The organism is Methylobacterium indicum, assembly GCF_001043895.1.
In the GTDB taxonomy this organism is placed as follows: Bacteria; Pseudomonadota; Alphaproteobacteria; order Rhizobiales; family Beijerinckiaceae; genus Methylobacterium; species Methylobacterium indicum.
Genome location: NZ_JTHF01000125.1, coordinates 1 through 19,671, shown reverse-complemented (window position 1 = coordinate 19,671; position 19,671 = coordinate 1). Strand labels below are relative to the sequence as shown.

Sequence of the window (19,671 nt, the reverse complement as noted above, 5' to 3'; positions counted from 1 at the left end):
GCCCCGTGTTCGGCACAAGCGACGAGCGCCGCACCCTCTGGCGGCACATGCGCGAGCCGGTTCTGACGGCCGGCGCGCTTCTCGTCATGCTCGGCATCAACGTCGGCTTGGGCGCTACCCTCCCCGTCCCGCATGTCTGGATCGTCGAGCTGCTGGTCGCCGCCGTGATGGTGGCGACGATCCTGTGGTTCTCGATGGAGGTCCGCCACGAGCCGCCGCTGGTGAAGCTGTTTGCCGGCATCGGGTTCTTCTGGGTCGGGATCCTGTTCACGATGACGCTGGTGGATTACCTGTCGCGGGGGTAGCGCCGTTCACTCCCCGCTCACCACCACGGCCCTATAACCGTCGCATGTGCGAATTGCTCGGCATGAGCGCCAACGTCCCGACCGATATCCGTTTCAGCTTCGCGGGCTTGGCGCGCCGCGGCGGCGAGACCGGGCCGCATCAGGACGGCTGGGGCATCTCGTTCTACGAAGGCCGCGGGAGCCGCAGCTTCCACGACCCGGAGCCGAGCGCCCGCTCGGAGATCGCCCGGCTGCTCAGGCAATACCCGATCAAGAGCCGGATCGTGATCGCGCATGTGCGCCGGGCCAATCGCGGCCGGGTCACGCTGGAGAACACCCATCCCTTCAGCCGCGAATTGTGGGGCCGCACCTTCACCTTCGCGCATAACGGCCAGCTCAAGGGGGTGAAGCGCCTGACGCTCGGCCGCTTCCGGCCGGTCGGCACCACCGACAGCGAGCACGCCTTCTGCTGGATGCTGGGCCGGCTCGAGGAGCGCTGGGGCAGCCTGCCGAAGCCTACCCGCCTCGACGGGGCGGTGCGGGAGCTCTGCGCCGAATTGCACGGGCTCGGGGTGTTCAACATGCTGCTCTCCGACAGCCGCACCCTCTACGCCCATTGCGGCAAGCGCCTCTGCACCCTGACCCGCCGGGCCCCGTTCGGCACCGCCACGCTGATCGACGAGGATTGGCGGGTCGATTTCGCCGAAGAAACCACGCCCGACGACATCGTGACCGTGGTGGCGACCCGTCCCCTGACTCGTGACGAGAACTGGACCGACCTCGCCCCCGGCGAGGTGCTGGCGTTCCGCCTCGGCGTGCCGGACGGGGACGAGATGGGGGCCGGGGTCGGCGGCTGAGCGGCGCCGGCCCGCCCTCTCGGTCGCGGCCCGTTTCTCGCCAAGCCTGTTTCTCGCTAAGGTTGCCCTTTCCGGTCGCGGCCCCCGGGCCCATCTTCCCCTAGGCAGGCAGACGCGAGAGCCATGACGCGAGACATAGCCCCGAATCCGTCAGCCCCGATTCCGTCGGGGGAGGACCGTCCCGGCCTCTCGGCCACCATCCGGTCGCATCTCGGCGGCCAGCTCCGGGCGACCTACGAGGCCCTGGGCGACACCGACCCGGACAACCGGTTCGCCGACCTGATCGCCCGCCTGGAAGCGGCGCTCAAGGTCCAGGGCGAGGCCGTGTTGCCGGAATTCCGCAACGGGCTCCTGCAGGCCGTGCCCTCCCTGCGGGCTTTCGCCCTGTCGCTCACCAGCAACCCGGCCCGGGCCGACGACTTGGTTCAGGACACGCTCCTGAAGGGCTGGCAGCACCGGGCCCGCTTCCAGCCCGGCACCAACCTGAACGCCTGGCTGTTCACGATCCTGCGCAACATCTTCTACTCCGACCACCGCAAGCGGGTGCGCGAGGTCGAGGACCAGGACGGCTCCTACGCCGCGCGGCTCGCCACCGCGCCGCATCAGGGCGACCGGCTCGACGTCGAGGATCTGCAGAGCGCGCTCGCCAAGCTGCCGCCGGACCAGCGCGAGGCCCTGGTCCTCGTCGGGGCCGAGGGCGTGTCCTACGAGGAGGCGGCGGCGATCATGGGCTGCAAGGTGGGCACGGTGAAGAGCCGTGTCAGCCGCGCCCGCGGCCGCCTGGCGGAACTCCTGGGCTACGACGAGGAAGATCTCGGCACCGATCGTCTGATCCAGTCGGCGATGCCGAAGGACGCCTGATCGGGTCCCCTGCCCCGGCGGAGTACACCTGCCGGGTTCCCGTGATTCTCGTCGTGCCGGGCACGATAAATCTGACCGCGTCGATTGAACCGTTTCGCCAACAGCGACGTTACATCCCCCGAGAGCCGCCCCGCTCGACCGGGGTGGACTGGACGAAACGGAGACCCATCCGATGAAGAAGACCCTTCTGGCCGCCGCCGCCCTCGCCCTCACCCTGCCGATGGCCGCCCAGGCCCAGGGCCTGCTGCCCGGCGCGCAGCGCGGCGCCGAGGATGGTGCTGCCGCGGCCGGTCCGGTCGGCGCGATCGTGGGCGGTGCCGTCGGCGCCGCGACCGGTGCGGTCGGCGGCCTTCTCGGCGTCGACGAGCGTCCGCGCTTCCGCTCCTATGCCGTGCGCCAGCACCGCTCCTACGACTGGGACGGCGACGTGGCCGTCGGCGGCGTGCTGCCCTCGTCGGGCGTGAGCTACTACGAGGTCCCGTCCGAGTACGGCATCCGCGGCCGCCGTTACACCGTGGTCAACGACCGCGTCGTGCTGGTCGACCCGGGCACCCGCCGCATCGTGCAGGTCATCGACTAAGTTCATCGACGAGGTCGCTCGACTATCTCGTCTTTGGGTGCGCCGCCTTACGGTGGCGCACACTCCGACAGCAAAGCCCTGGCCATTGCGCCGGGGCTTTCTGCTTTGTCGGTCAGAAAAGTCCCTAGTGTTGTTGCGGCACAGCCTGCAACGAAACACCGTCGCGCGTCGTTCTGCATGAGGACTGCGCGGATCGACAGGATCCGCTGCCGCGAGATCCAGAGCGATACGGATTCCCCATGCCCTCCGATCCCTACGAGAATCACGATGCCGCGCTGCCGGAGCCGGTGCGCGAACACCTCGGGAAGCAGCTCCGCTCGACCTACAACGCCGAGGCCGGGAAGCCGGACTATCTCGGCGACCCCGTCCTGCCCGCGGAGTTTACCCCACAGCTGCGCCGGCTCGAGAGCCGGTTGAAGGCGCACGACACCGGCCGCGAGGCGGTCGAGGACGTCGTCAACAACATCCTGCGCGAGCTGCCGCCGAGACCGTGACGCCCGAACGGCCCCGTCAATGCGCCGGAGGTGGAATTGCCGGGCCGGCGATGTCGGGCTGCAGCAGCGAGACGGTGATCGCCCGGGTGACGTGCTCGGCCATGCAGCGATAGCCGAGATCGGCGAGGCGGAAGCCGGCGCCGGATTGGGCCGGAGCGCCCTTCAGGGCGCTGATCGCCCGGGTGGCGAGGTAGCGCATCGCCTCGTAGCGCTGCACCAGGGGCACCTGCTCGCGCTCGGCGACCTTCTGGATCGCGAGCACGAACTGGCGGTAATAGTCGTCCTTGGCGAGGCTCGCGGTGTATTGGGGATCGACCAGCACCACGTCGATGCCGTGCGACTTGATCCAGGCCACCGTCTCGGCGAGCGACTGCGAGAATTCCTCGATGTCGACGCGGGCGAGCGCGTCGTTGCCGCCGACCTGCCAGACCACGAGGTCGGGCTCGATCTCCGCCACCTGGTTGCGCAGTCGCTCCGCCGCCCCGAAGGCGATCTCGCCGGAGACGCCCCGGCTCTCCACCGTCACCTCGATGTCGGGAAGCGAGCGGGTCAGGGCGTCCTCGAGCCGCACCGGATAGGTCGCGGCGGTGCCGAGCCCTCCCGAGTTGGAGCCGATGGTCAGGACCTGGACGGCACGGTGCTCGCGCAGGGCCTTCTTGACCGCCTTGAGCTTGGCCAGGGTGTAGAGCTTCGAGCCCGGCACCCGGCATTCCGGCGACAGGCTCGGATCGGGCGCGTCCGCGCTCGGCGCGGTGGCCTGGAGCGCCGGGATCTCGGCCAGGGCGGGCTGGGACGGCGCCTGTGCCGGTTGCACCTGGGCCGCCGGCGGCGTCGTCGACTGCGCCTGCACGGCGAAGCCGAGGCTTGCGACCAAGGCGAAGCTCACGCCGCCGAGGAGGGACGGGGAGAGCGAGAGCGCCATTCGACGAACCATGCCGTGAAGGAGAGTGAGGCTAAGCCGCATCCTACGACAAAGACGTCGGTTGCGAAACCTCCCCCGGTCCAGAACCGAATCAGTTGTGCACCGAGGCTCGCGACCGAACCGACCGAGAAGACCGCGAGCGAGTTGCGCCCGAGGCCGGCGAGCTGCTCCGTGAGCCAGCGCGCCCGCGGCTGGACCAGCCCGAACACGGCCTGGAAGGCGAGCAGCACGCCGAGGAAGTGCACCAGGCGCGCCGGCGACAGGTAGGACTTGTCGAAGATGAAGAGCAGGCGCGGCTCCGGCACCGCCAGCGGATCGGGCCGCAGGTTGAACCAGGACAGGATCGCGCCGACGATGACGATGACGATGCCGAGCGGCATCAGCCGGCGCCGCCAGACCACGAAGCGCCCGGAGCCGCGCCGCCACTCGTGCGCGGCGAAGCCCAGCACCAGCAGCAGCTGCCAGCAGAACGGGTTGAAGAACCAGTGGCCCTCCATCGGCCAGCTCGGGATGTTGATCTCGAAGACCAGGCTGACGGCGTAGAGCAGCACCGAGATCCCGATCGACAACCCGAGATGCACCCGCGCCAGCAGCACGAAGGCCGGGGCGAGGCCGAGCAGCACCACGTAGAGCGGCAGGATGTTGAAGAAGCCGAGCTGGTGCAGCAGCGTCACCCAGCCGACGGTGGCCTGGATCGGGTCGCTGAAGATCGGCCCGGCATTGTGCCATTCCACCAGCAGCGGGTTGTCGAGGTAGAGGGCGGCGCCCGCCAGCATCGCCAGCGCCAGCGCCGTGATGACGAGCTGCGCGCGGTAGACCTCGACCATGCGCGAGAGGAGCCGCAGCACCGTGCGGAGCGCCGGCTCGGGCGTACCGTCGCGCCCGCGGGTGGCGATGCCGATCGACCAGCCGGCCAGGAAGACGAACAGCTCGGCGGCGTCCGAGATGCCGTACTGGGAGTAGGTATAGTTCTGGAAGAAATTGCCCGGGATGTGGTTGATGAAGATCGTGATCAGGGCGATGCCGCGCCAGAAATCGACCGCATTCGGTTCACGCATGATGCCCGTGGTCCCTGTTGCGGGTCTCGCTCGGCGAATCGCGGGGCGCCGCGCGGCCTGTCGGCGCGACGCAAGTCGGGTGCCGTCGCGCTACTTCACGATCCGGTCGAGGCGGTTGTTGACGAAGAAGTACAGCTCCTTGGCACCGGGCTCGGTGTAGAGCACCTGCACCTCGCGCTGGCCCCGCCCGCTCTCGCCGACCAGCACGTCGGTCGGCGGGTGGCCCTTGAGCCGCACCAGCTCGCATTCGGGGATGCCGGGGGCGATCTCGGTGGCGGTCGCCGGGACCGGCCCGGTGCAGGTGCCGTCCTGCGCCAGGACCGGGCCCCAGGCCGGAACCGGCGGCGGGGGCTTGGGCGCGGCGATCACCGGCGGCGGGGCGGCCCGGTCGGTGCTGCCGCCGCAGCCCGAGAGCGCCAGCGTACCGACGCCCATGAGGGCCGCCCCTATGCGCCGCATCGTCGTCTGGCCGGTCATCGTGCCTCGTCCGTCCTCGGGCCGCTTCCCCGCGCGGCCAGGGCCGTCTCGTAGAGGCGGAGCGCATCCCCGCGCAAGGCCGCCCGCGACGCCTGGCGGAAATAGAACATGTGCCCGCCGGGATAGACCGACAGGGCGAGGCGAGCCGGCGTGCCGTAGGACGGCATCTGGTCGAGAATCAGCTTCGAGGCGAAGTACGGGGTGACGAGGTCGGTGTAGCCGTGGGCGACGAGGACCCGCAGGTTGCCGTCGAGGGCGAGCGCCTGGCGCAGTTCCCCCACCACCTCCGGAGCGGAGCGGCCCCCGCCCCAGTTCCAGGCGCCGTTGACCGCGTTGCTCAGAAGCTCGTAGCGCAGGTTCGGCACCCGCCAGTTCAGGGTGCGGGCGGTGAGGTCGATCATCGCGCTGGTCAGCGGCGCCTGCATGGCGGTGAGGATCGGGTCCTGGAACCGGCCGAAGGCGGCGCTCGGATCGGGGTCCCATCCGGTCACGCCGGTATCGTAGGCGCTCGCCACCCGGCCCGCGTCGCGGTCGGCCTCGCGCTGGTAGCTCGCCCCGGAGACCCGGCCGGCCTGGCGGCGGACCAGGGCCGGGTCGAGCCCGGTCAGGCTCGCGACCCGCTCGGTGAGGCGGTCGAGGGCGGCGGAATCGGTCGGCCCGCGCAGGAGATCCGACAGGTAGGGACCGGTGGCGTAGGTCTCGATCTCGCGCATCCGCGCGGGACCGGGCGTCTCGCCGCGCCGCTCCAGCCCGGCGGCGGCGAGGGAGGGCAGCCGCGTCACGGCGCCGAGCGGGTTGTGCCGCGGCGGCTGGAGGTAGCCGAAATCGAGCACCGGCGAGAGCAGCACCAGCCCCGACAGACCGACCCCGACGTCGTCCTGGAGCTTGCGGGCGACGAGCGGCCCGCGGAAGCCCCCGTAGCTCTCGCCGAGGAAGAATTTTGGCGAGGCGAGCCGGTCGTTGGTGCGCAGCCAGCGGGCGATCACCGCCGACAGCACGGAGGCGTCGCTCTCGACCCCGTAATAGCGCTTCGCGTCGTCGCCGGTCGCGCGGCTGTAGCCGGTGCCGACGGGATCGATGAAGACGAGGTCGGTGAAGTCGAGCCAGGTCTCGTCGTTGGGCACCGGCACCGGCGCCATCGAGGGGCTGATGCTGGTGCCGTCGAGGGGCAGGCGCCAGGGCCCGACCGCCGCGAGGTTGAGATAGGCCGAGGACGCCCCCGGTCCGCCATTGACCGCGAAGGTGACGGGCCGCGTCGTCGCGTCCTTGCCGGCCAGGGTGAAGGCCGTGACGGCGATCTCGGCCTGGAGCTTGCCCGATTCGTCGACCAGCGGCAGGCTGCCGGCCGTCGCCGTGAAGCTCAAGGTGCGCCCGCCCGACAGGGTGAGGCTGTGCTGGGTCGTCGCGTCGGGCGGCAGGCGCCGCCCCTCGGGCTGGCGCGCCTCCTGCCGGTTGTCCTGGCGGGCCTGCTGCGCCAGGACGGCCGGGGCGGGCCCGAGCCACAGGACCGCCGCGAGCGCGAGGATCCGGGTCGTGATGCGGGTCATGACGTCTCCTCGCGAGGCCGGTTCGTTCCAGGGTTCCGCCTCCGGATCGCGGAGGGATCGGGCGCCGGATCCCCCTCTCCCACCCTGGAGAAGGGAGATGGGCTCGATCTCGATCCGCATCGTTCGAGCGGAGGCGGCATCACGCCTTCTTCTGCCAGCGGCCGCTCTCGTCCTGCTGCCAGTAGGCGACGCTATGGCCGGCCTCCTTGGCACCGCGCCACTGCTCGCGGGCGCGCAACAGGGCGTCCTGGTCGGTGCCGTCGAACAGGATGCAGATGCGCTGGTAGTCGCCCGCGTCGTCGGGCAGGGACGCCCCCTCGACCAGGAAGCGGATCGAGGCGGCGTTCGGGTTGGCGTCGCGCAGGGTCAGCACCACCGGCTGCGTCGCGCAATCGGGATCGCGGTCGGTGCCATGGGGCAGAAAACTCTCCTCCGAAAAGACCCAGAGGTGGTCGTCGAGGGCCTGCAGCCGCTCCTCGCTCGTCGCCTGGATGGCGACGCGCCATTGCCGCTCCAGGGATTTCTCCAGGAGGCTCGGCAGCACCGCCTCGAGGGGCTGGCGCTGCATGTGGTAGAACAGGATCTCGGTCACGGTCGTGGAAGATAGGGCGCCCGGGGCCGGCGGCACCGGCCCCGGGGTGCGAGGGTCAGGCCGCGGCCTGGGCTTGGCTCTGGGCTTGACCGAGCAGCTTCACGAGGTCGCAGCCGGCATAGAGATCGTGGGCGACGCCGGCCGCCCGCAAGGTAGCTTCCAGCTCGCCCGGCTTGCCGGCGAGGTAGAGCGTGGTGGCGCCCGCCGCCCGCAGCGCCTCGGCGGCGGCGACCGCCTCTTCGGCATAGACCGCATCCGACGAGCACAGGCAGGCGACGCGCGTTCCCGAGGCCCGGAAGGCCTCCGCCATGGCGGCGTGATCCGCAAAGCCCTCGTTCGTCACCGCCTCGATGCCGCCGGCCTCGAAGGCGTTGCGGGCGAAGGTGGCGCGGGTGTTGAAGGCGCTCAACGGCCCGAGATTGGCGAGGAAGACCCGCGGGCGCCGCCCGGTCCGGGCGAGCGCCGCGTCGGAGGCGTCGCGCAGGGCCTCGTAGGGCTCGGCGAGGCGTCGCGAGGGCAGCGCCCCCTCGGGCACGGGATCGGCCGCCGGGGCCGGCGCCAGCACCGCCACCGGGGCCTCGTGCAGGTCCGGGAACTCGCTGGTGCCGGTGATCGGCTGGCGACGGGTGGCGAGTTCGGCGTCGCGGGCTTGGCGGAGCGCCGCGAGGCGGGCCGCCAGGGCGCCGGAGCGCAGGCTGGCGGCGATCCCCCCGTCCCGCTCGATCGCCTGGAACTGCGCCCAGGCCTCGGTGCAGAGCGCCTCGGTCAGGGTCTCGAAGCCGCCCGCGCCGGCGGCCGGGTCGGCGACGCGCCAGAGGTTGGCCTCGTCGAGGAGGACGTGCTGGGTGTTGCGGGCGCAGCGGCGCGCGAAGGCGTCGGGCAGGCCGAGCGCCGCGGTGAAGGGCAGGACCGTGATCGCGTCCGCTCCGCCGAGGCCGGCCGAGAAGGCGGCGGCGGTGGCGCGCAGCAGGTTGACCCAGGGGTCGCGCTTCGTCGTGCTGCGCCAGGCGGTCTCGGCATGGAGGCGGAGCGGCGCGGGGTCGAGCCCGCAGGCCTCCTCCACCCGCGCCCACAGCCGGCGCAGGGCCCGGGTCTTGGCGACCGTCAGGAACTCGTCGGAATCGGCGACCAGCAGGAAGGCCAGGGCGTCACGGGCGCGCTCCAGCGGGATGCCGCCGGCCTCGAGCGCCCGCAGCGTCGCGAGCGCGCCGGAGAGGAGCGCGGCGAGTTCCAGCGCCTCGCCGGCCCCGGCCTCGTGGAACGGGCGGGCATCGGCCAGGAAGGCGCGGCCGGTGAACCCGGCGGCGTCGAGGTCGCGCAGGATCTCAGGCAGCGCCGGCCAGGGCGGGGCCGCGCCGGTCGCGGCCTCGACCGCCACGGGATCGAGGCCGAGATCGATGTCGAGGGTGCCGAGATCGTCGCCCCGGGCCTTGGCGAGGGCGACGAGCGCCGTGGCGGCGTCCGGGCCCGCGGCGCCGGCATCGAGCCGCAGGCCGATCAGCGGCAGCATCACGCCCGAGAGCGCCGCCTCGATCGCCTGCGGGCCGGGGAGGCCGAAGCCGCGTGCGGCGGGGCTCTTCTCCAGCACCAGGGTCAGGGCGTCGGCGCCGCCTTCGAGGTCGGTGAGCGCCAGGGCGTTGGCCTCGGCCGGATCGGGATGGTCGACCCGCTGGCTGACGCGCCAGCGGCCGGGCGCCGCGCGGCCCGGCTGGGGGGCGGCCTCGGCCGCGGGATAGAGCGGGGCGACCTCGATGCCGTCCGGGGTGCGGCGCACCAGCCGCTTCTCGAAATCGGCGCCTTTCAGCACCCCGTCGACCAGGGCACGCCACTGCGCCTCGGTGGCGGCCGGAAAGGCGGCGGCGAGCGTCGTATCGTCCATGTCGCGGGTCCTCGTGGCGCGGATCTCTCCCTAACGCCAGCACATAGCCGCGCCACACGCCATTGGTCGAGGTCCGTCGCGGCGGCGGAGGTGCGCGCACCCCCGCCGCGACGCTCAGCCGAAGATGATCAGCCCCGCGAAGCCGGCCGCGCCGACCAGGATGCGCCACCAGGCGAACAGCGCGAAGCCGTGCCGCGAGACGTAGTCGAGGAGCTTGCGGACCACGAACAGGGCCGACAGGAACGCCACCACGAAGCCGATGGCGATCAGCCCGACATCGTCCTTCGACAGGTTCTTGTAGTTGTCGAGCAGGTCCTTGGCGAAGGCGCCCGCCATGGTGGGCATGGCGAGGTAGAACGAGAACTCGGTGGCGGCCCGCTTGCCCGAGCCCATCAGCATCGCCCCCACGATGGTGGCGCCCGAGCGCGACACGCCGGGGATCATCGCCAGGCACTGGAAGAAGCCGATCTTCAAGGCCATCGGCAGCGAGTACTGGTGCACGTCGTCGTATTTCTGCTCGATCTCGGTCTCGTCGATGACGAGCAGCACGAGGCCGCCGGCGACGAGCGTCGAGCAGATGATCCAGGGATTGAACAAGTAGAACTTGATGTACTTCGAAAACAGGCCGCCGATGATCGCGGCGGGCAGGAACGCGACCAGGATCGCCAGGATGAACCGGCGGGCGCTCGGGTCGCGGGGCGCGCGCCGCAGCAGGTCGAGGAGCTGGCGGAAATAGACGCCGACGATCGCCAGGATGGCGCCGAGCTGGATCAGCACCTCGAAGGTGTTGTTCGGCGATTCGAACCCGATGAAGTGGCCGACGAGGAGCTGGTGGCCGGTCGAGGAGACCGGGATGAACTCGGTCGCGCCCTCGACGAGGGCGAGCACCACGGCCTTGCCGATGCTGGCGAGATCCATCACCGCGCTCCCCGAACCATCGTCGTGCCGCGCGCGGGGCCGCCCGCCCTCCTGCGTGTCGCCGTCGTCATCGTCGCCTGCTCTCGTGGTCGCGCCGCGGGCGGTCGCGACCGCGCCCGGCGGGGATGGGGAAGGACATCGGATCGCCCCGGGCCCGGCCCGTGCGGCGCACCGGCCCGGCGGGGCCTCTGTGGCAAGACCTCTATGGCAAGTCTGTGGTGGCGGGGCCGGACCGCTCCGGCCACATGGCTCGGCCGACCGGATGGCTCGTCCGACCGGATGGCTCGTCCGACCGGATGGCTCGTCCGACCGGCGCAGCCTCGCACCGACACGGTTGAGGCTCGGTTACCAGCCCGGCATCGTCGTGTTAAGGATGCCGAAAGACATAGCCATGGTGGTGACCGGGCGTTAATCACGCGCGGGCCAAGCCTGACACAGACGCGACCCCCGCACGACCCACCGCGAGCCGACTTTCAAGGCCAGCCAACAGACGAAGCGCGAAACGGCCCCGCATGGCGACGCTCCATCATTCCTCGTTCTGCCCGCATTCCCGCTTCGTGCGCCTGGTGATGGCCGAGATGGGCATGGAGCCCCTGCTCGTCGAAGAGCGCCCCTGGGAGCGCCGGGAGGACTTCCTGATGCTCAACCCCGCCGGCACCACGCCGGTGCTGGTGGAGGAAGGCGGCCTCGCCGTGCCGGGCGGCAGCGTCATCGCCGAGTATCTCGACGAGACCCGGGGCCTCGGGCTGAGCGGCATCCGGCTCCTGCCGGAGGCGCCCGCCGCCCGCGTCGAGGTGCGGCGCCTCCTCGACTGGTTCCTGCAGAAGTTCGACCAGGAGGTGACCGCCTACCTCGTCACCGAGAAGATCCACAAGCGCTTCATGACCTCGCAGCACGGCGGGGGCCCGCCGGACATGAACGCGATCCGGGCAGCGCGCAGCAACGTGCGCTATCACCTGAAATACATCGGCTACCTGATCTCGCGGCGGAACTGGCTGGCGGGCAGCCAGCTGACCTATGCCGACCTCGCGGCCGCCGCGCACCTGTCCTGCGTCGACTATCTCGGCGACGTGCCGTGGGACGAGGACGAGATGGCGCGCCACTGGTACGCCCGGGTGAAGTCGCGCCCGTCCTTCCGCAGCCTGCTCGCCGACCGGGTGGCTGGCATGGCGCCGGCCGAGCATTACGCGGATCTCGACTTCTGACGGCGGCCCCGACCCCGGACAAGCTGCGGCACTTCCTCGAGACCCGCGCCCGGACGCTCGGCTTCGACGCGCTCGCGGTCACCCGGCCCGACGCGGTGCCGGCCCTGCCCGGGCGGCTCTCCGCCTGGCTCGCCGCCGGCCATCACGGCGAGATGACCTGGATGGAGGAGCGCACGGCCGAGCGCGCCGACCCGGCGCGGCTGTGGCCGGACCTGCGCAGCATCGTGATGCTCGGGATGAATGCCGGGCCGGAGGGCGATCCGCTGGCGGCCCTCGCCGATCCGGCGCGGGGGTCGATCGCCGTCTATGCGCGCCGGCGCGACTATCACGACGTGATCAAGGGCAAGCTCAAGGAACTCGGCGGCGCCTTCGCGGCCAAGGCGGGGGCCAAGGTCAAGGTCTTCGTCGACACCGCGCCGGTGATGGAGAAGCCGCTCGCCGAAGCCGCGGGCCTCGGCTGGCAGGGCAAGCACAGCGTGCTGGTGTCGCGCAAGTTCGGCAACTGGCTCCTGCTCGGAGCGATCTACACCACGGCCGAGCTGTCCGTCGACGCGCCCGAGAGCGACCATTGCGGCCGCTGCCGGCGCTGCCTCGACGCCTGCCCGACGAACGCCTTTCCGGCCCCCTACCGGCTCGATGCCCGGCGCTGCCTCGCCTACCTGACGATCGAGCACGAGGGACCGATCCCGGCGGAGTTCCGGGAGCCGATGGGCAACCGGGTCTTCGGCTGCGACGATTGCCTGGCGGTCTGCCCGTGGAACAAGTTCGCGGCCGCCGCCCGGGAGGCGCGGCTCTCGGCCCGCACGGACCTCGCCGCCCCTCCCCTGGCCGAACTGGCCCGGCTCGACGAGGCGAGCTTCCGCCAGCGTTTCGCCGGCACGCCGATCAAGCGGACGGGGCGCGACCGCTTCCTGCGCAACGTCCTCATCGCGGTGGGCAATTCAGGCGACCCGGATCTCGCCGTGGAGGCGCTGCGGCTCCTCGACGATGCGGCGCCGCTGGTGCGCGGCATGGCGGTGTGGGCGCTCGCCCGCCTCGGCCGCCTGCCCCCCGGCCCGCCGCCGGGCGAGACCGATCGCGACGTGCTGGCCGAGTGGGATCTGGCGAAAAATCCGGGCGTCCAGAGGGCGAGCCCTCTGGCGGGTGCAGGGCGGCGCCCTGCATAAGACCGCACATCCTTCAGGCAGGGCTCGGCCTATGAACCTGTTCGTCTTCGGGCTCGGCTACACGGCCGGCCACTTCGCGGCGCGCGAGCGCGCCCGCTTCGCCTCCGTCACCGCGACCCGCCAGGCGCCCGCTGCGGTCGACGGGGCGACGCTGCGGGTCTTCTCGCCGGAAGACGTCGACCCGCGGATCGCCGACGACCTCGCGCGGGCCGACGCGATCCTGGTGTCGATCCCGCCGGATTCCGGGCACGATCCGGCGCTCCACGCCTTCGCGGACGCCATCGCGAAAAGCCCTGCCCGCTGGATCGGCTACCTCTCGACGATCGGGGTCTACGGCGACCAGGGCGGCGCCTGGATCGACGAGGCGACGCCGCCCACCCCCACCCACCAGCGCACCCGCGACCGGGTGGCGGCGGAGGAGGCCTGGCTGGCGCTCGGCGCGCGGACCGGCAAGGCGGTTCAGGTCTTCCGGCTGTCGGGCATCTACGGGCCGGGCCGCAACGCCTTCGAGAAGCTGCGCCAGGGCAAGGCGCAGCGCATCGTCAAGCCGGGCCAGGTGTTCAATCGGATCCATGTCGACGACATCGCGACCACGCTCGCCGCCTCCCTCGACCGCCCGCGCCCGGGCGCGGTCTACAACGTCACCGACGACGAGCCCGCCCCGCCCCAGGACGTGACGGCCTTCGCGGCGGACCTCGCCGGGCTGCCGCTGCCGCCGGCGGTCGATTTCGACACCGCCAGCCTCAGTCCGATGGCGCGCAGCTTCTACGGCGAGAACAAGCGGGTGCGGAATCGGCGGATCCGGGAGGAACTGGGGGTGGAACTGGCCTACCCGACGTATCGGGAGGGGCTGCGGGGGTTGGTGTAGGCGTGGCTCGCCGGTGTCGATGATCGCCTCTCCTGCGCCGCTTGTCGTCGCGATCGGCGGATCGGGCCGGCACGCCCGCGTGGTGCTGGAAGCCGCGGATCTCGCCGGGCTATCGGTTCGGGGCGTTTTGTCGGACACGCTGCCTGCCGGCGCGCCGTTCTTTGGATCACACCGTGTCCTCGGCGGGCTCGACCGCCTGCACGATCGGAGCTTCCTGGAAGACTGCCGGATTCATCCAGGGACCGGCGACCAGGTTCTGCGGCGATCAATGGTGGAGGTGGTTCGGGCACAGGGCGGGCAGCTCGGCACCATCGTTCACCCCGCGAGCATCGTCTCGCCGAGCGCCGGGATCGGCGCGGGCGCGTTCCTCGCTGCCGGCGCGATCGTTGGCGTCGGCGCTGTCCTGGCGGAGGCTTGCCTCGTCAACACGGCCGCGAGCGTGGACCACGATTGCCGGTTCGATGTCGGGGTGTGCATCGGCCCGGGGGCTCGCCTCGCCGGCCATGTTTCATGCGAGGCCGACGCGTTCATCGGTCTCGGCGCCTGCATCCTGCAGAATCTAAGGATCGGCTGCGGGGCGGTCGTCGGGGCCGGCGCCGTCGTCACGCGGGACGTGCCGGCCGGCCAGACCGTCGTGGGCTGTCCAGCAAGGCCCCTGGTACGCTGAGGGACCGTTCGAGCGTCCCTCACGCCGCGTGCCGCCCCGCCTCCGCGCCGAAATGCCCGATATACCGCTTGGCGATCGCCGCGACGGGCAGCACCACGAACACGTCCGTCGTGCCGAACTGGTAATCGACCACGGCGCCGTCGCCGAAGGTGGCGCCGACCCGGAGATAGCCCTTGATCAGGGGCGGCAGGGCGTGGAGGGCGGCCTTCGGGTCGATCGCCTCGCGGCTGAGGCGGTCCATGGCGACGTGGCGGCCGGGCAGCGCCCGGGCACGCCAGCCCTCGGGGGCGCGGGCGAAATGGTGCAGGAAGCTCAAGGGCAGCGCCAGACGCTCGGGGTCTGTGCCCTCCAGGCTGGCGCAGCCGAGCATCGCGTCGATGCGGTGATGGAGCACGTAGGTCCAGATGCCGTGCCAGAGCAGCTCGACGGTGCGTTTGGTGCGGTAGGGCTTGAGCACGCAGGAGCGGCCGAGTTCGAGAATCCGCTTGCCCGCATTGGCCTCCAGCACCGGGCCGAGATCGTACTCGCCCGCGGTGTAGAAGCCGAAATGGCGGTCGGCCTGCTCCTGGCGCAGCAGCCGGTAGGTGCCGACCACCCGGGGCTTGGGCTTGCGGAAGGGCTTTTGCTCCTGGGCGTCGTGGTCGATCACCAGCAGGTGGTCGCAGACCGCGTCGTACTCGTCGGCGTCCCGCCGCTTGAGCAGGGCCAGGCCGGTCGGGATCGCCGCCATCTCCTCGTAGAAGACGCGGTAGCGCAGGCGCTGGGCCCGCTTGATCTCCTTGGGCGTCGTCGCGAGGCGTACCTCGAGCGAGCCGATGCGGCCGAGCACCGGGTCGAGGCCGGGGGTCTCGAAGTGCCTGAGGCGCGGGAAGAGGCGCGAGGGCTGAGCCAGTCCCTTGAGGTGGATGCCGCCTTCCGCGGCCCGACCCAGGAGGCGGGTCAAGGGAATGCCGGGCGGGGCGTCGCGGCCGTCGCCGGAGGGGCCGCGGGTGAGGAACGGAACCATGGTCGAGGCATCCCGTGCGGCGCCGACCGATCCGGCGCCCGTGAGGCGGTCGCCGCGACCGTCCCCGCGTGCCGACACAACACCACGAAGCCGGTACGGGAATATGACAGAGGTTTGCGAAGGTGATCAAAGGGTTGGCGGGGCGGCAGCGCCCCGCCCGCATTCCGCTCAGACGAACTGGCTCAGGCCCGGGATCGAGCCGACGATCGGCCCCATCACGTCCTCGCCGGCCTTCTCGCGGCCATAGGCGAACAGCTCGCGGCCCAGCGGCTGCATCTGGTTCATCGGCACGCCGGCCGACATCAGCTTCTGGCCGAGCGCCATCACGCCGCCGCCCATCATGCCGCCGAGCATGCCCATCAGGCCGCCGCCGCCCTCCCCGGCCCCGGCCTGGGCGATCGCCGCCTCGGATCCCGGCATGGCGGCGATGAGCTGGTTGACCTCCGTCGCCGGGCCCTCCTTCTGCAGGAAGGCCAGGATGTGGCCGATCGCCGTCTGGGCCGTGGTCGCGTCCAGTCCCGTGGCCTGCGTCACCCGGGCAACAAGCTCTTCCATCGTGGTCTCCCGCGCGTCGGCACCGGCCCATATCGGAAGGGGTGACATGCGGCCTGCCGACCGGGCGGTCTTCGGCGAAGGCCGCCGCGAAATCAAGGCGGGGGACCGAATCCCGGTCGCCGCGGCGTTGACAGACGGGTCGCGGGCCCGTAACGGAGACATCTGGCGCGCGGACCGTGAAGGACCGTGCGCCGTCGCGTTCGCGGGCGGCCCTTCGGCTGACGGAACGTCAATTGCCAAAAAGACGATCCCGGCGCCAAGCTGGAGGTCGGATGGAACACGGACGAGAACGATGTTCGCAGTGATCAAGACCGGCGGCAAGCAGTACCGCGTCGCCGCCAACGACGTCATCACGATCGAGAAGCTCGAGGGCGAGGCCGGCACCGCGGTCACCTTCGGCGAGGTGCTGCTGTTCACCGACGGCGCCGGCACGACCCAGGTCGGCGCCCCGCTGGTCTCCGGCGTCAGCGTCGCCGGCGAGATCGTCAAGCAGGCCCGCGGCCCGAAGGTCATCGCCTTCAAGAAGCGCCGCCGCCAGAACTCGCGCCGCAAGCGCGGTCATCGCCAGGACCTCACCGTGGTCCGCGTCACGGGCATCAGCGCCGCGTAAAGCTGGCCGCGAGCCCTTTTTCCAGAATTCAGGAGTTAGCCCCATGGCTCACAAGAAGGCAGGCGGTTCGTCCCGCAACGGTCGCGATTCGGCCGGTCGTCGTCTCGGCGTGAAGAAGTTCGGCAGCGAGGCTGTGCTTGCCGGCAACATCATCGTGCGTCAGCGCGGCACCAAGTGGCATCCCGGCGTCAACGTCGGCATGGGCACCGACCACACCCTCTTCGCCCTCACCGCCGGCAAGGTGCAATTCATTACGAAACGCGGCCGCGCGTTCGTAACGGTCGTCGCCAACGACGCCGCCCCGGCCCTGGAGGCCGCAGAATAACCCGACGGAGCCAGTGACGAGGGAGCTCCGCCGGTGTCCCCACACCGACCCGGCGACTCCTGCTCATCTGGGCCCTGAAACGGCCAAGCTCCGAGCGAGATCACGAGGGGAAGGTGGGGAACCACCTTCCCTTTCGTCGTTCTCGTAACCGCGCCCGAGCGGGAGGCTCTGGGTTCGGATCGGAGTCAGGCGATGTTTCCCGACCTCACCCGCGACGATGTCTTCCGGCTCGAGACCCGGAGGCTGTGGCTGCGCTGGGCCCGTCAGGCCGATGCGCAAGCCCTCGTCCGATTCGCCGGTGAGAAAGCCGTAGCCGGGATGACCGCGCGAATTCCGCATCCGCTCGATCCGCCCTCCGTGGATAATTTCATCCTCGAGTCGCGGCGGGCCAACGCGGACGGCCGGGCGCTGGTCATGGCGATCACGCCGCGGCGGCACCCGGCCCAGGCCATCGGCATCGTCAGCATCGAGCCCGACCCGGAGGGCGGTGCGCCGCATCTCGGCTACTGGCTCGGCACGCCGCACTGGGGCCAAGGGCTGGCCACCGAGGCCGCGCGGGCGATGATCGACGCGTTCTTCGCCTATACCGAGGGCGACGAGCTTTCGTCCTCGGCCCGGGTGGTCAACCCGGCTTCGCGGCGGGTGCTGGAGAAGTGCGGCTTCGCCTCGGTCGGGTCGGGCCTCCAGGCCTTCCCGGCCCGGGGCGGCGTCTTCCCGGTCGACCGGTTCCGGCTCGACCGGCGCGCCTGGGACAGCCTGAAGACCTGGCACGCCGCCGGTCTCGTCTTCGCGCGCCACGACGGGGCGGAATGCCGCGTCGGCGCCTGATTGTCCGATAAGATCCGGCGGCCGGGGTCCCTCCCCGGCCGCCCTTCCCCGATTCAGGAGTTCGTCCCGTGAAGTTCCTCGACGAGGCCAAGGTCTACGTCCGCTCGGGAGACGGCGGCGCCGGCTGCGTCTCGTTCCGGCGCGAAAAGTTCATCGAGTTCGGCGGGCCGGACGGCGGCGACGGCGGCCGCGGCGGCGACGTCTGGATCGAGTGCGTCGAGGGGCTCAACACCCTGATCGACTACCGCTACCAGCAGCATTTCAAGGCCCGCAAGGGCGAGCACGGCTCGGGCCGCAACCGCGCCGGCGGCAAGGGCGAGGACGTGATCCTCAAGGTGCCGGCCGGCACCGAGATCCTGTCGGAGGACCGCGAGACCCTGATCGCCGACATGACCACGGTCGGCCAGCGCTTCCGCCTCGCCAAGGGCGGCAACGGCGGCTTCGGCAACGCCTACTTCACCACCTCGACCAACCGCGCCCCGAAACACGCCAATCCGGGCCTCGAGGGCCAGGAGCAGTGGCTCTGGCTGCGCCTGAAGCTCATCGCGGATGCCGGCCTCGTCGGGCTGCCCAACGCCGGCAAGTCGACGTTCCTGGCCACCGTGACGGCGGCCAAGCCCAAGATCGCCGATTATCCCTTCACCACCCTGCATCCGGGGCTGGGCGTGGTGCGGGTCGATACCCGCGAATTCGTGCTCGCCGACATCCCGGGCCTGATCGAGGGCGCGCATGAGGGCGTGGGCCTGGGCGACAAGTTCCTGGCCCATGTCGAGCGCTGCCGGGTGCTGCTCCACCTCGTCGAGGGCACGAGCGAGGATGCCGGCGCCGCCTACCGGCTGGTGCGCACCGAGCTCGAAGCCTACGGCCACGGGCTCGAGGACAAGCCCGAGGTGGTGGCCCTCTCGAAGGCCGATACCCTCGATCCCGAGACCCTGGAGCTCCAGGTCGCCCGCATCGAGGAGGAGACCGGCCAAACACCGCTCATCCTGTCCTCGGCGACGCGCCAGGGGGTGACCGAGGCCCTGCGGGCGCTCATGGCCCGTATGGACGCCGCCGCCGCCGAGACCCCCGTGGAGCGGCCGGCCTGGCAGCCGTAACGTCCGCGAGGGGCGTCCTCGGGCGCCCCGCCTATCCCAGGATCTCCTCGAACGCGGTCCGCACCCCGGCCCGCGTCTCGGCGAGCTGCGCGACGAGGGCCGCCTCGTCGGGCTGCCCCGACGCCGTGGCGAGGCGGGCGCGGGCCGCCGCCGGGGCGGTGCGGCCGAACTCGCCCTCGACCATCAGGCGCTGCCAGTGGTGGACGTCGTCGAGGAGCCGGTAGGCGGTAACGAGGCGGCCGGCGAGGCCGGTCTCGATCAGGCCGAGATCCCCGGCCCGCGCCAGCACCTCCGGCGCGTCGAGACCGACGAGATCGGGATGGGCCGCGGCGTGCGACAGGATCAGGCCCTGCGCTAGGAAGTCGAGGTCGAGGAGCCCGCCCGGGGCGAGCTTGAGGTCGAGGGGGCCGTGGTCGCCCTTTTCCTTCGCCACGAGGGCGCGCATCGTCCGCACCTCGCGGGCGACGACCACGGGGTCGCGGGGCTGGCGCAGGATCGCGGCGGCGGTGGCGTCGGCCTCCACCATCAGGCCGGGATCGCCCGCGATGGCGCGGGCGCGGGTCAGCGCCATGTGCTCCCAAAGCTCCGCTTCGTCGCGCCAATAGGCGGCGAAGCGCTGCCACTGATTGGCGATCGGGCCCTGGCCCCCGCTCGGGCGCAGGCGCAGGTCCACCTCGTAGAGCCGTCCGCGCCGGGTCGGCACGGTGAGCGCCGCGACGAGGCGCTGGGTCAGGCGGTTGTAGTAGACCGCGGCATCGAGCGGGCGCCTGCCGTCGCTCTCGCGGGCATCGGGGTCGAAATCGTACAGGACCACGAGGTCGAGGTCGGAATCGGCGGTGAGCTGGCGCGAGCCGAGGCGCCCGCTCGATGCCGCG

The 19,671-nt window shown here is 71.4% G+C and carries 23 protein-coding genes; 13 read left to right on the top strand and 10 right to left on the bottom strand.

All coding sequences use genetic code 11. The features are described 5' to 3' along the window. Positions 1-5: 5 nt before the first annotated feature. The 5 genes from QR78_RS15435 to QR78_RS15415 all read left to right on the top strand — a co-directional run bounded on the left by QR78_RS15435 (position 6) and on the right by QR78_RS15415 (position 3,076). The gene (locus QR78_RS15435; RefSeq protein WP_244276482.1) at positions 6-305 is read left to right on the top strand and encodes an oxidase; all 300 of its coding nucleotides are present in this window, start codon (positions 6-8) and stop codon (positions 303-305) included. A gap of 44 nt (positions 306-349) precedes the next feature. Then, on the top strand, positions 350-1,141 hold the full coding sequence (locus QR78_RS15430; protein ID WP_048428429.1) for a class II glutamine amidotransferase: 792 nt from the start codon (positions 350-352) through the stop codon (positions 1,139-1,141). A 123-nt stretch (positions 1,142-1,264) separates the two neighbouring features. Continuing rightward, positions 1,265-2,002 carry a sigma-70 family RNA polymerase sigma factor gene (locus tag QR78_RS15425; RefSeq protein WP_048428428.1) on the top strand — a complete coding sequence of 246 codons (738 nt, stop codon included), beginning with the start codon at positions 1,265-1,267 and terminating at the stop codon, positions 2,000-2,002. A 172-nt stretch (positions 2,003-2,174) separates the two neighbouring features. Next, complete coding sequence (locus QR78_RS15420; RefSeq protein WP_048428427.1) at positions 2,175-2,582, top strand: DUF1236 domain-containing protein; 408 nt, start codon at positions 2,175-2,177, stop codon at positions 2,580-2,582. Positions 2,583-2,821: 239 nt separating this feature from the next. Beyond that, positions 2,822-3,076, top strand: a complete 255-nt coding sequence (locus QR78_RS15415) for a hypothetical protein (protein WP_048428426.1) — start codon at positions 2,822-2,824, stop codon at positions 3,074-3,076. A gap of 16 nt (positions 3,077-3,092) precedes the next feature. Here QR78_RS15415 and QR78_RS15410 read toward each other — a convergent pair whose 3' ends face one another. The 7 genes from QR78_RS15410 to QR78_RS15380 form a co-directional block, all read right to left on the bottom strand. After that, a complete protein-coding gene (locus QR78_RS15410) occupies positions 3,093-3,998 on the bottom strand; it encodes an SGNH/GDSL hydrolase family protein (protein WP_082171908.1) in 906 nt (301 codons plus the stop codon). Continuing rightward, positions 3,959-5,056, bottom strand: a complete 1,098-nt coding sequence (locus tag QR78_RS15405; RefSeq protein ID WP_048428425.1) for an OpgC family protein — start codon at positions 5,054-5,056, stop codon at positions 3,959-3,961. Before QR78_RS15405 ends, QR78_RS15410 begins: the two co-directional genes overlap by 40 nt. Positions 5,057-5,146: 90 nt before the next feature. Next, the gene (locus tag QR78_RS15400; protein WP_048428424.1) at positions 5,147-5,533 is read right to left on the bottom strand and encodes a hypothetical protein; all 387 of its coding nucleotides are present in this window, start codon (positions 5,531-5,533) and stop codon (positions 5,147-5,149) included. Then, complete coding sequence (locus QR78_RS15395; RefSeq protein WP_048428423.1) at positions 5,530-7,080, bottom strand: S10 family peptidase; 1,551 nt, start codon at positions 7,078-7,080, stop codon at positions 5,530-5,532. Before QR78_RS15395 ends, QR78_RS15400 begins: the two co-directional genes overlap by 4 nt. 139 nt (positions 7,081-7,219) lie before the next feature. Further along, the gene (locus tag QR78_RS15390) at positions 7,220-7,672 is read right to left on the bottom strand and encodes a DNA polymerase III subunit chi (RefSeq protein WP_048428422.1); all 453 of its coding nucleotides are present in this window, start codon (positions 7,670-7,672) and stop codon (positions 7,220-7,222) included. 55 nt (positions 7,673-7,727) lie between these two features. Then, positions 7,728-9,551, bottom strand: coding sequence for a methylmalonyl-CoA mutase family protein (locus QR78_RS15385; RefSeq protein WP_048428421.1), 1,824 nt, complete (start codon positions 9,549-9,551; stop codon positions 7,728-7,730). 114 nt (positions 9,552-9,665) lie between these two features. Continuing rightward, complete coding sequence (locus QR78_RS15380; protein ID WP_048428420.1) at positions 9,666-10,469, bottom strand: undecaprenyl-diphosphate phosphatase; 804 nt, start codon at positions 10,467-10,469, stop codon at positions 9,666-9,668. Between the two features lie 512 nt (positions 10,470-10,981). Between QR78_RS15380 and QR78_RS15375 the strand changes: the two genes are divergently transcribed. The 4 genes from QR78_RS15375 to QR78_RS15360 all read left to right on the top strand — a co-directional run bounded on the left by QR78_RS15375 (position 10,982) and on the right by QR78_RS15360 (position 14,375). Continuing rightward, positions 10,982-11,674 (top strand): glutathione S-transferase family protein, encoded by a 693-nt coding sequence (locus QR78_RS15375; protein ID WP_048428419.1) that lies wholly within the window; start codon positions 10,982-10,984, stop codon positions 11,672-11,674. Between the two features lie 95 nt (positions 11,675-11,769). Then, positions 11,770-12,840 (top strand): tRNA epoxyqueuosine(34) reductase QueG, encoded by a 1,071-nt coding sequence (gene queG, locus QR78_RS15370; RefSeq protein WP_048428418.1) that lies wholly within the window; start codon positions 11,770-11,772, stop codon positions 12,838-12,840. 31 nt (positions 12,841-12,871) lie between these two features. After that, positions 12,872-13,708 carry an SDR family oxidoreductase gene (locus QR78_RS15365; protein ID WP_048428417.1) on the top strand — a complete coding sequence of 279 codons (837 nt, stop codon included), beginning with the start codon at positions 12,872-12,874 and terminating at the stop codon, positions 13,706-13,708. A 19-nt stretch (positions 13,709-13,727) separates the two neighbouring features. Continuing rightward, positions 13,728-14,375, top strand: a complete 648-nt coding sequence (locus QR78_RS15360; RefSeq protein WP_048428453.1) for a NeuD/PglB/VioB family sugar acetyltransferase — start codon at positions 13,728-13,730, stop codon at positions 14,373-14,375. 19 nt (positions 14,376-14,394) lie between these two features. Here the strand turns inward: QR78_RS15360 and olsB are convergent, their stop codons facing one another. After that, positions 14,395-15,381: a l-ornithine N(alpha)-acyltransferase gene (gene olsB / locus QR78_RS15355; RefSeq protein WP_048428416.1), complete on the bottom strand. Its 987-nt coding sequence runs from the start codon at positions 15,379-15,381 to the stop codon at positions 14,395-14,397. Between the two features lie 168 nt (positions 15,382-15,549). After that, positions 15,550-15,936 carry a DUF2267 domain-containing protein gene (locus tag QR78_RS15350; RefSeq protein WP_048428415.1) on the bottom strand — a complete coding sequence of 129 codons (387 nt, stop codon included), beginning with the start codon at positions 15,934-15,936 and terminating at the stop codon, positions 15,550-15,552. A gap of 292 nt (positions 15,937-16,228) precedes the next feature. Between QR78_RS15350 and rplU the strand changes: the two genes are divergently transcribed. From rplU to obgE, 4 genes are all read left to right on the top strand, one after another. Next, positions 16,229-16,546 carry a 50S ribosomal protein L21 gene (gene rplU, locus QR78_RS15345; protein WP_048428414.1) on the top strand — a complete coding sequence of 106 codons (318 nt, stop codon included), beginning with the start codon at positions 16,229-16,231 and terminating at the stop codon, positions 16,544-16,546. 43 nt (positions 16,547-16,589) lie between these two features. Next, positions 16,590-16,871: a 50S ribosomal protein L27 gene (gene rpmA, locus QR78_RS15340; RefSeq protein ID WP_048428413.1), complete on the top strand. Its 282-nt coding sequence runs from the start codon at positions 16,590-16,592 to the stop codon at positions 16,869-16,871. 192 nt (positions 16,872-17,063) lie between these two features. After that, on the top strand, positions 17,064-17,699 hold the full coding sequence (locus QR78_RS15335) for a GNAT family N-acetyltransferase (protein WP_048428412.1): 636 nt from the start codon (positions 17,064-17,066) through the stop codon (positions 17,697-17,699). A gap of 68 nt (positions 17,700-17,767) precedes the next feature. After that, on the top strand, positions 17,768-18,796 hold the full coding sequence (gene obgE, locus QR78_RS15330) for a GTPase ObgE (RefSeq protein WP_048428411.1): 1,029 nt from the start codon (positions 17,768-17,770) through the stop codon (positions 18,794-18,796). Positions 18,797-18,827: 31 nt separating this feature from the next. Here obgE and QR78_RS15325 read toward each other — a convergent pair. Continuing rightward, positions 18,828-19,671: [protein-PII] uridylyltransferase family protein (locus QR78_RS15325; protein ID WP_048428410.1), on the bottom strand; the 844-nt coding region annotated here is incomplete at its 5' end.

Excerpts from the sequence above, each read along its gene's own strand:
- QR78_RS15430 (WP_048428429.1), top strand. The coding sequence starts at position 350 with ATGTGCGAATTGCTCGGCATGAGCGCCAACGTCCCGACCGATATCCGT.
- QR78_RS15425 (WP_048428428.1), top strand. The coding sequence starts at position 1,265 with ATGACGCGAGACATAGCCCCGAATCCGTCAGCCCCGATTCCGTCGGGG.
- QR78_RS15420 (WP_048428427.1), top strand. The coding sequence starts at position 2,175 with ATGAAGAAGACCCTTCTGGCCGCCGCCGCCCTCGCCCTCACCCTGCCG.
- QR78_RS15415 (WP_048428426.1), top strand. The coding sequence starts at position 2,822 with ATGCCCTCCGATCCCTACGAGAATCACGATGCCGCGCTGCCGGAGCCG.
- QR78_RS15410 (WP_082171908.1), bottom strand. The coding sequence starts at position 3,998 with ATGGCGCTCTCGCTCTCCCCGTCCCTCCTCGGCGGCGTGAGCTTCGCC.
- QR78_RS15405 (WP_048428425.1), bottom strand. The coding sequence starts at position 5,056 with ATGCGTGAACCGAATGCGGTCGATTTCTGGCGCGGCATCGCCCTGATC.
- QR78_RS15400 (WP_048428424.1), bottom strand. The coding sequence starts at position 5,533 with ATGACCGGCCAGACGACGATGCGGCGCATAGGGGCGGCCCTCATGGGC.
- QR78_RS15395 (WP_048428423.1), bottom strand. The coding sequence starts at position 7,080 with ATGACCCGCATCACGACCCGGATCCTCGCGCTCGCGGCGGTCCTGTGG.
- QR78_RS15385 (WP_048428421.1), bottom strand. The coding sequence starts at position 9,551 with ATGGACGATACGACGCTCGCCGCCGCCTTTCCGGCCGCCACCGAGGCG.
- QR78_RS15380 (WP_048428420.1), bottom strand. The coding sequence starts at position 10,469 with ATGGATCTCGCCAGCATCGGCAAGGCCGTGGTGCTCGCCCTCGTCGAG.
- QR78_RS15375 (WP_048428419.1), top strand. The coding sequence starts at position 10,982 with ATGGCGACGCTCCATCATTCCTCGTTCTGCCCGCATTCCCGCTTCGTG.
- QR78_RS15365 (WP_048428417.1), top strand. The coding sequence starts at position 12,872 with ATGAACCTGTTCGTCTTCGGGCTCGGCTACACGGCCGGCCACTTCGCG.
- QR78_RS15360 (WP_048428453.1), top strand. The coding sequence starts at position 13,728 with ATGATCGCCTCTCCTGCGCCGCTTGTCGTCGCGATCGGCGGATCGGGC.
- olsB (WP_048428416.1), bottom strand. The coding sequence starts at position 15,381 with ATGGTTCCGTTCCTCACCCGCGGCCCCTCCGGCGACGGCCGCGACGCC.
- QR78_RS15350 (WP_048428415.1), bottom strand. The coding sequence starts at position 15,936 with ATGGAAGAGCTTGTTGCCCGGGTGACGCAGGCCACGGGACTGGACGCG.
- rplU (WP_048428414.1), top strand. The coding sequence starts at position 16,229 with ATGTTCGCAGTGATCAAGACCGGCGGCAAGCAGTACCGCGTCGCCGCC.
- rpmA (WP_048428413.1), top strand. The coding sequence starts at position 16,590 with ATGGCTCACAAGAAGGCAGGCGGTTCGTCCCGCAACGGTCGCGATTCG.
- QR78_RS15335 (WP_048428412.1), top strand. The coding sequence starts at position 17,064 with ATGTTTCCCGACCTCACCCGCGACGATGTCTTCCGGCTCGAGACCCGG.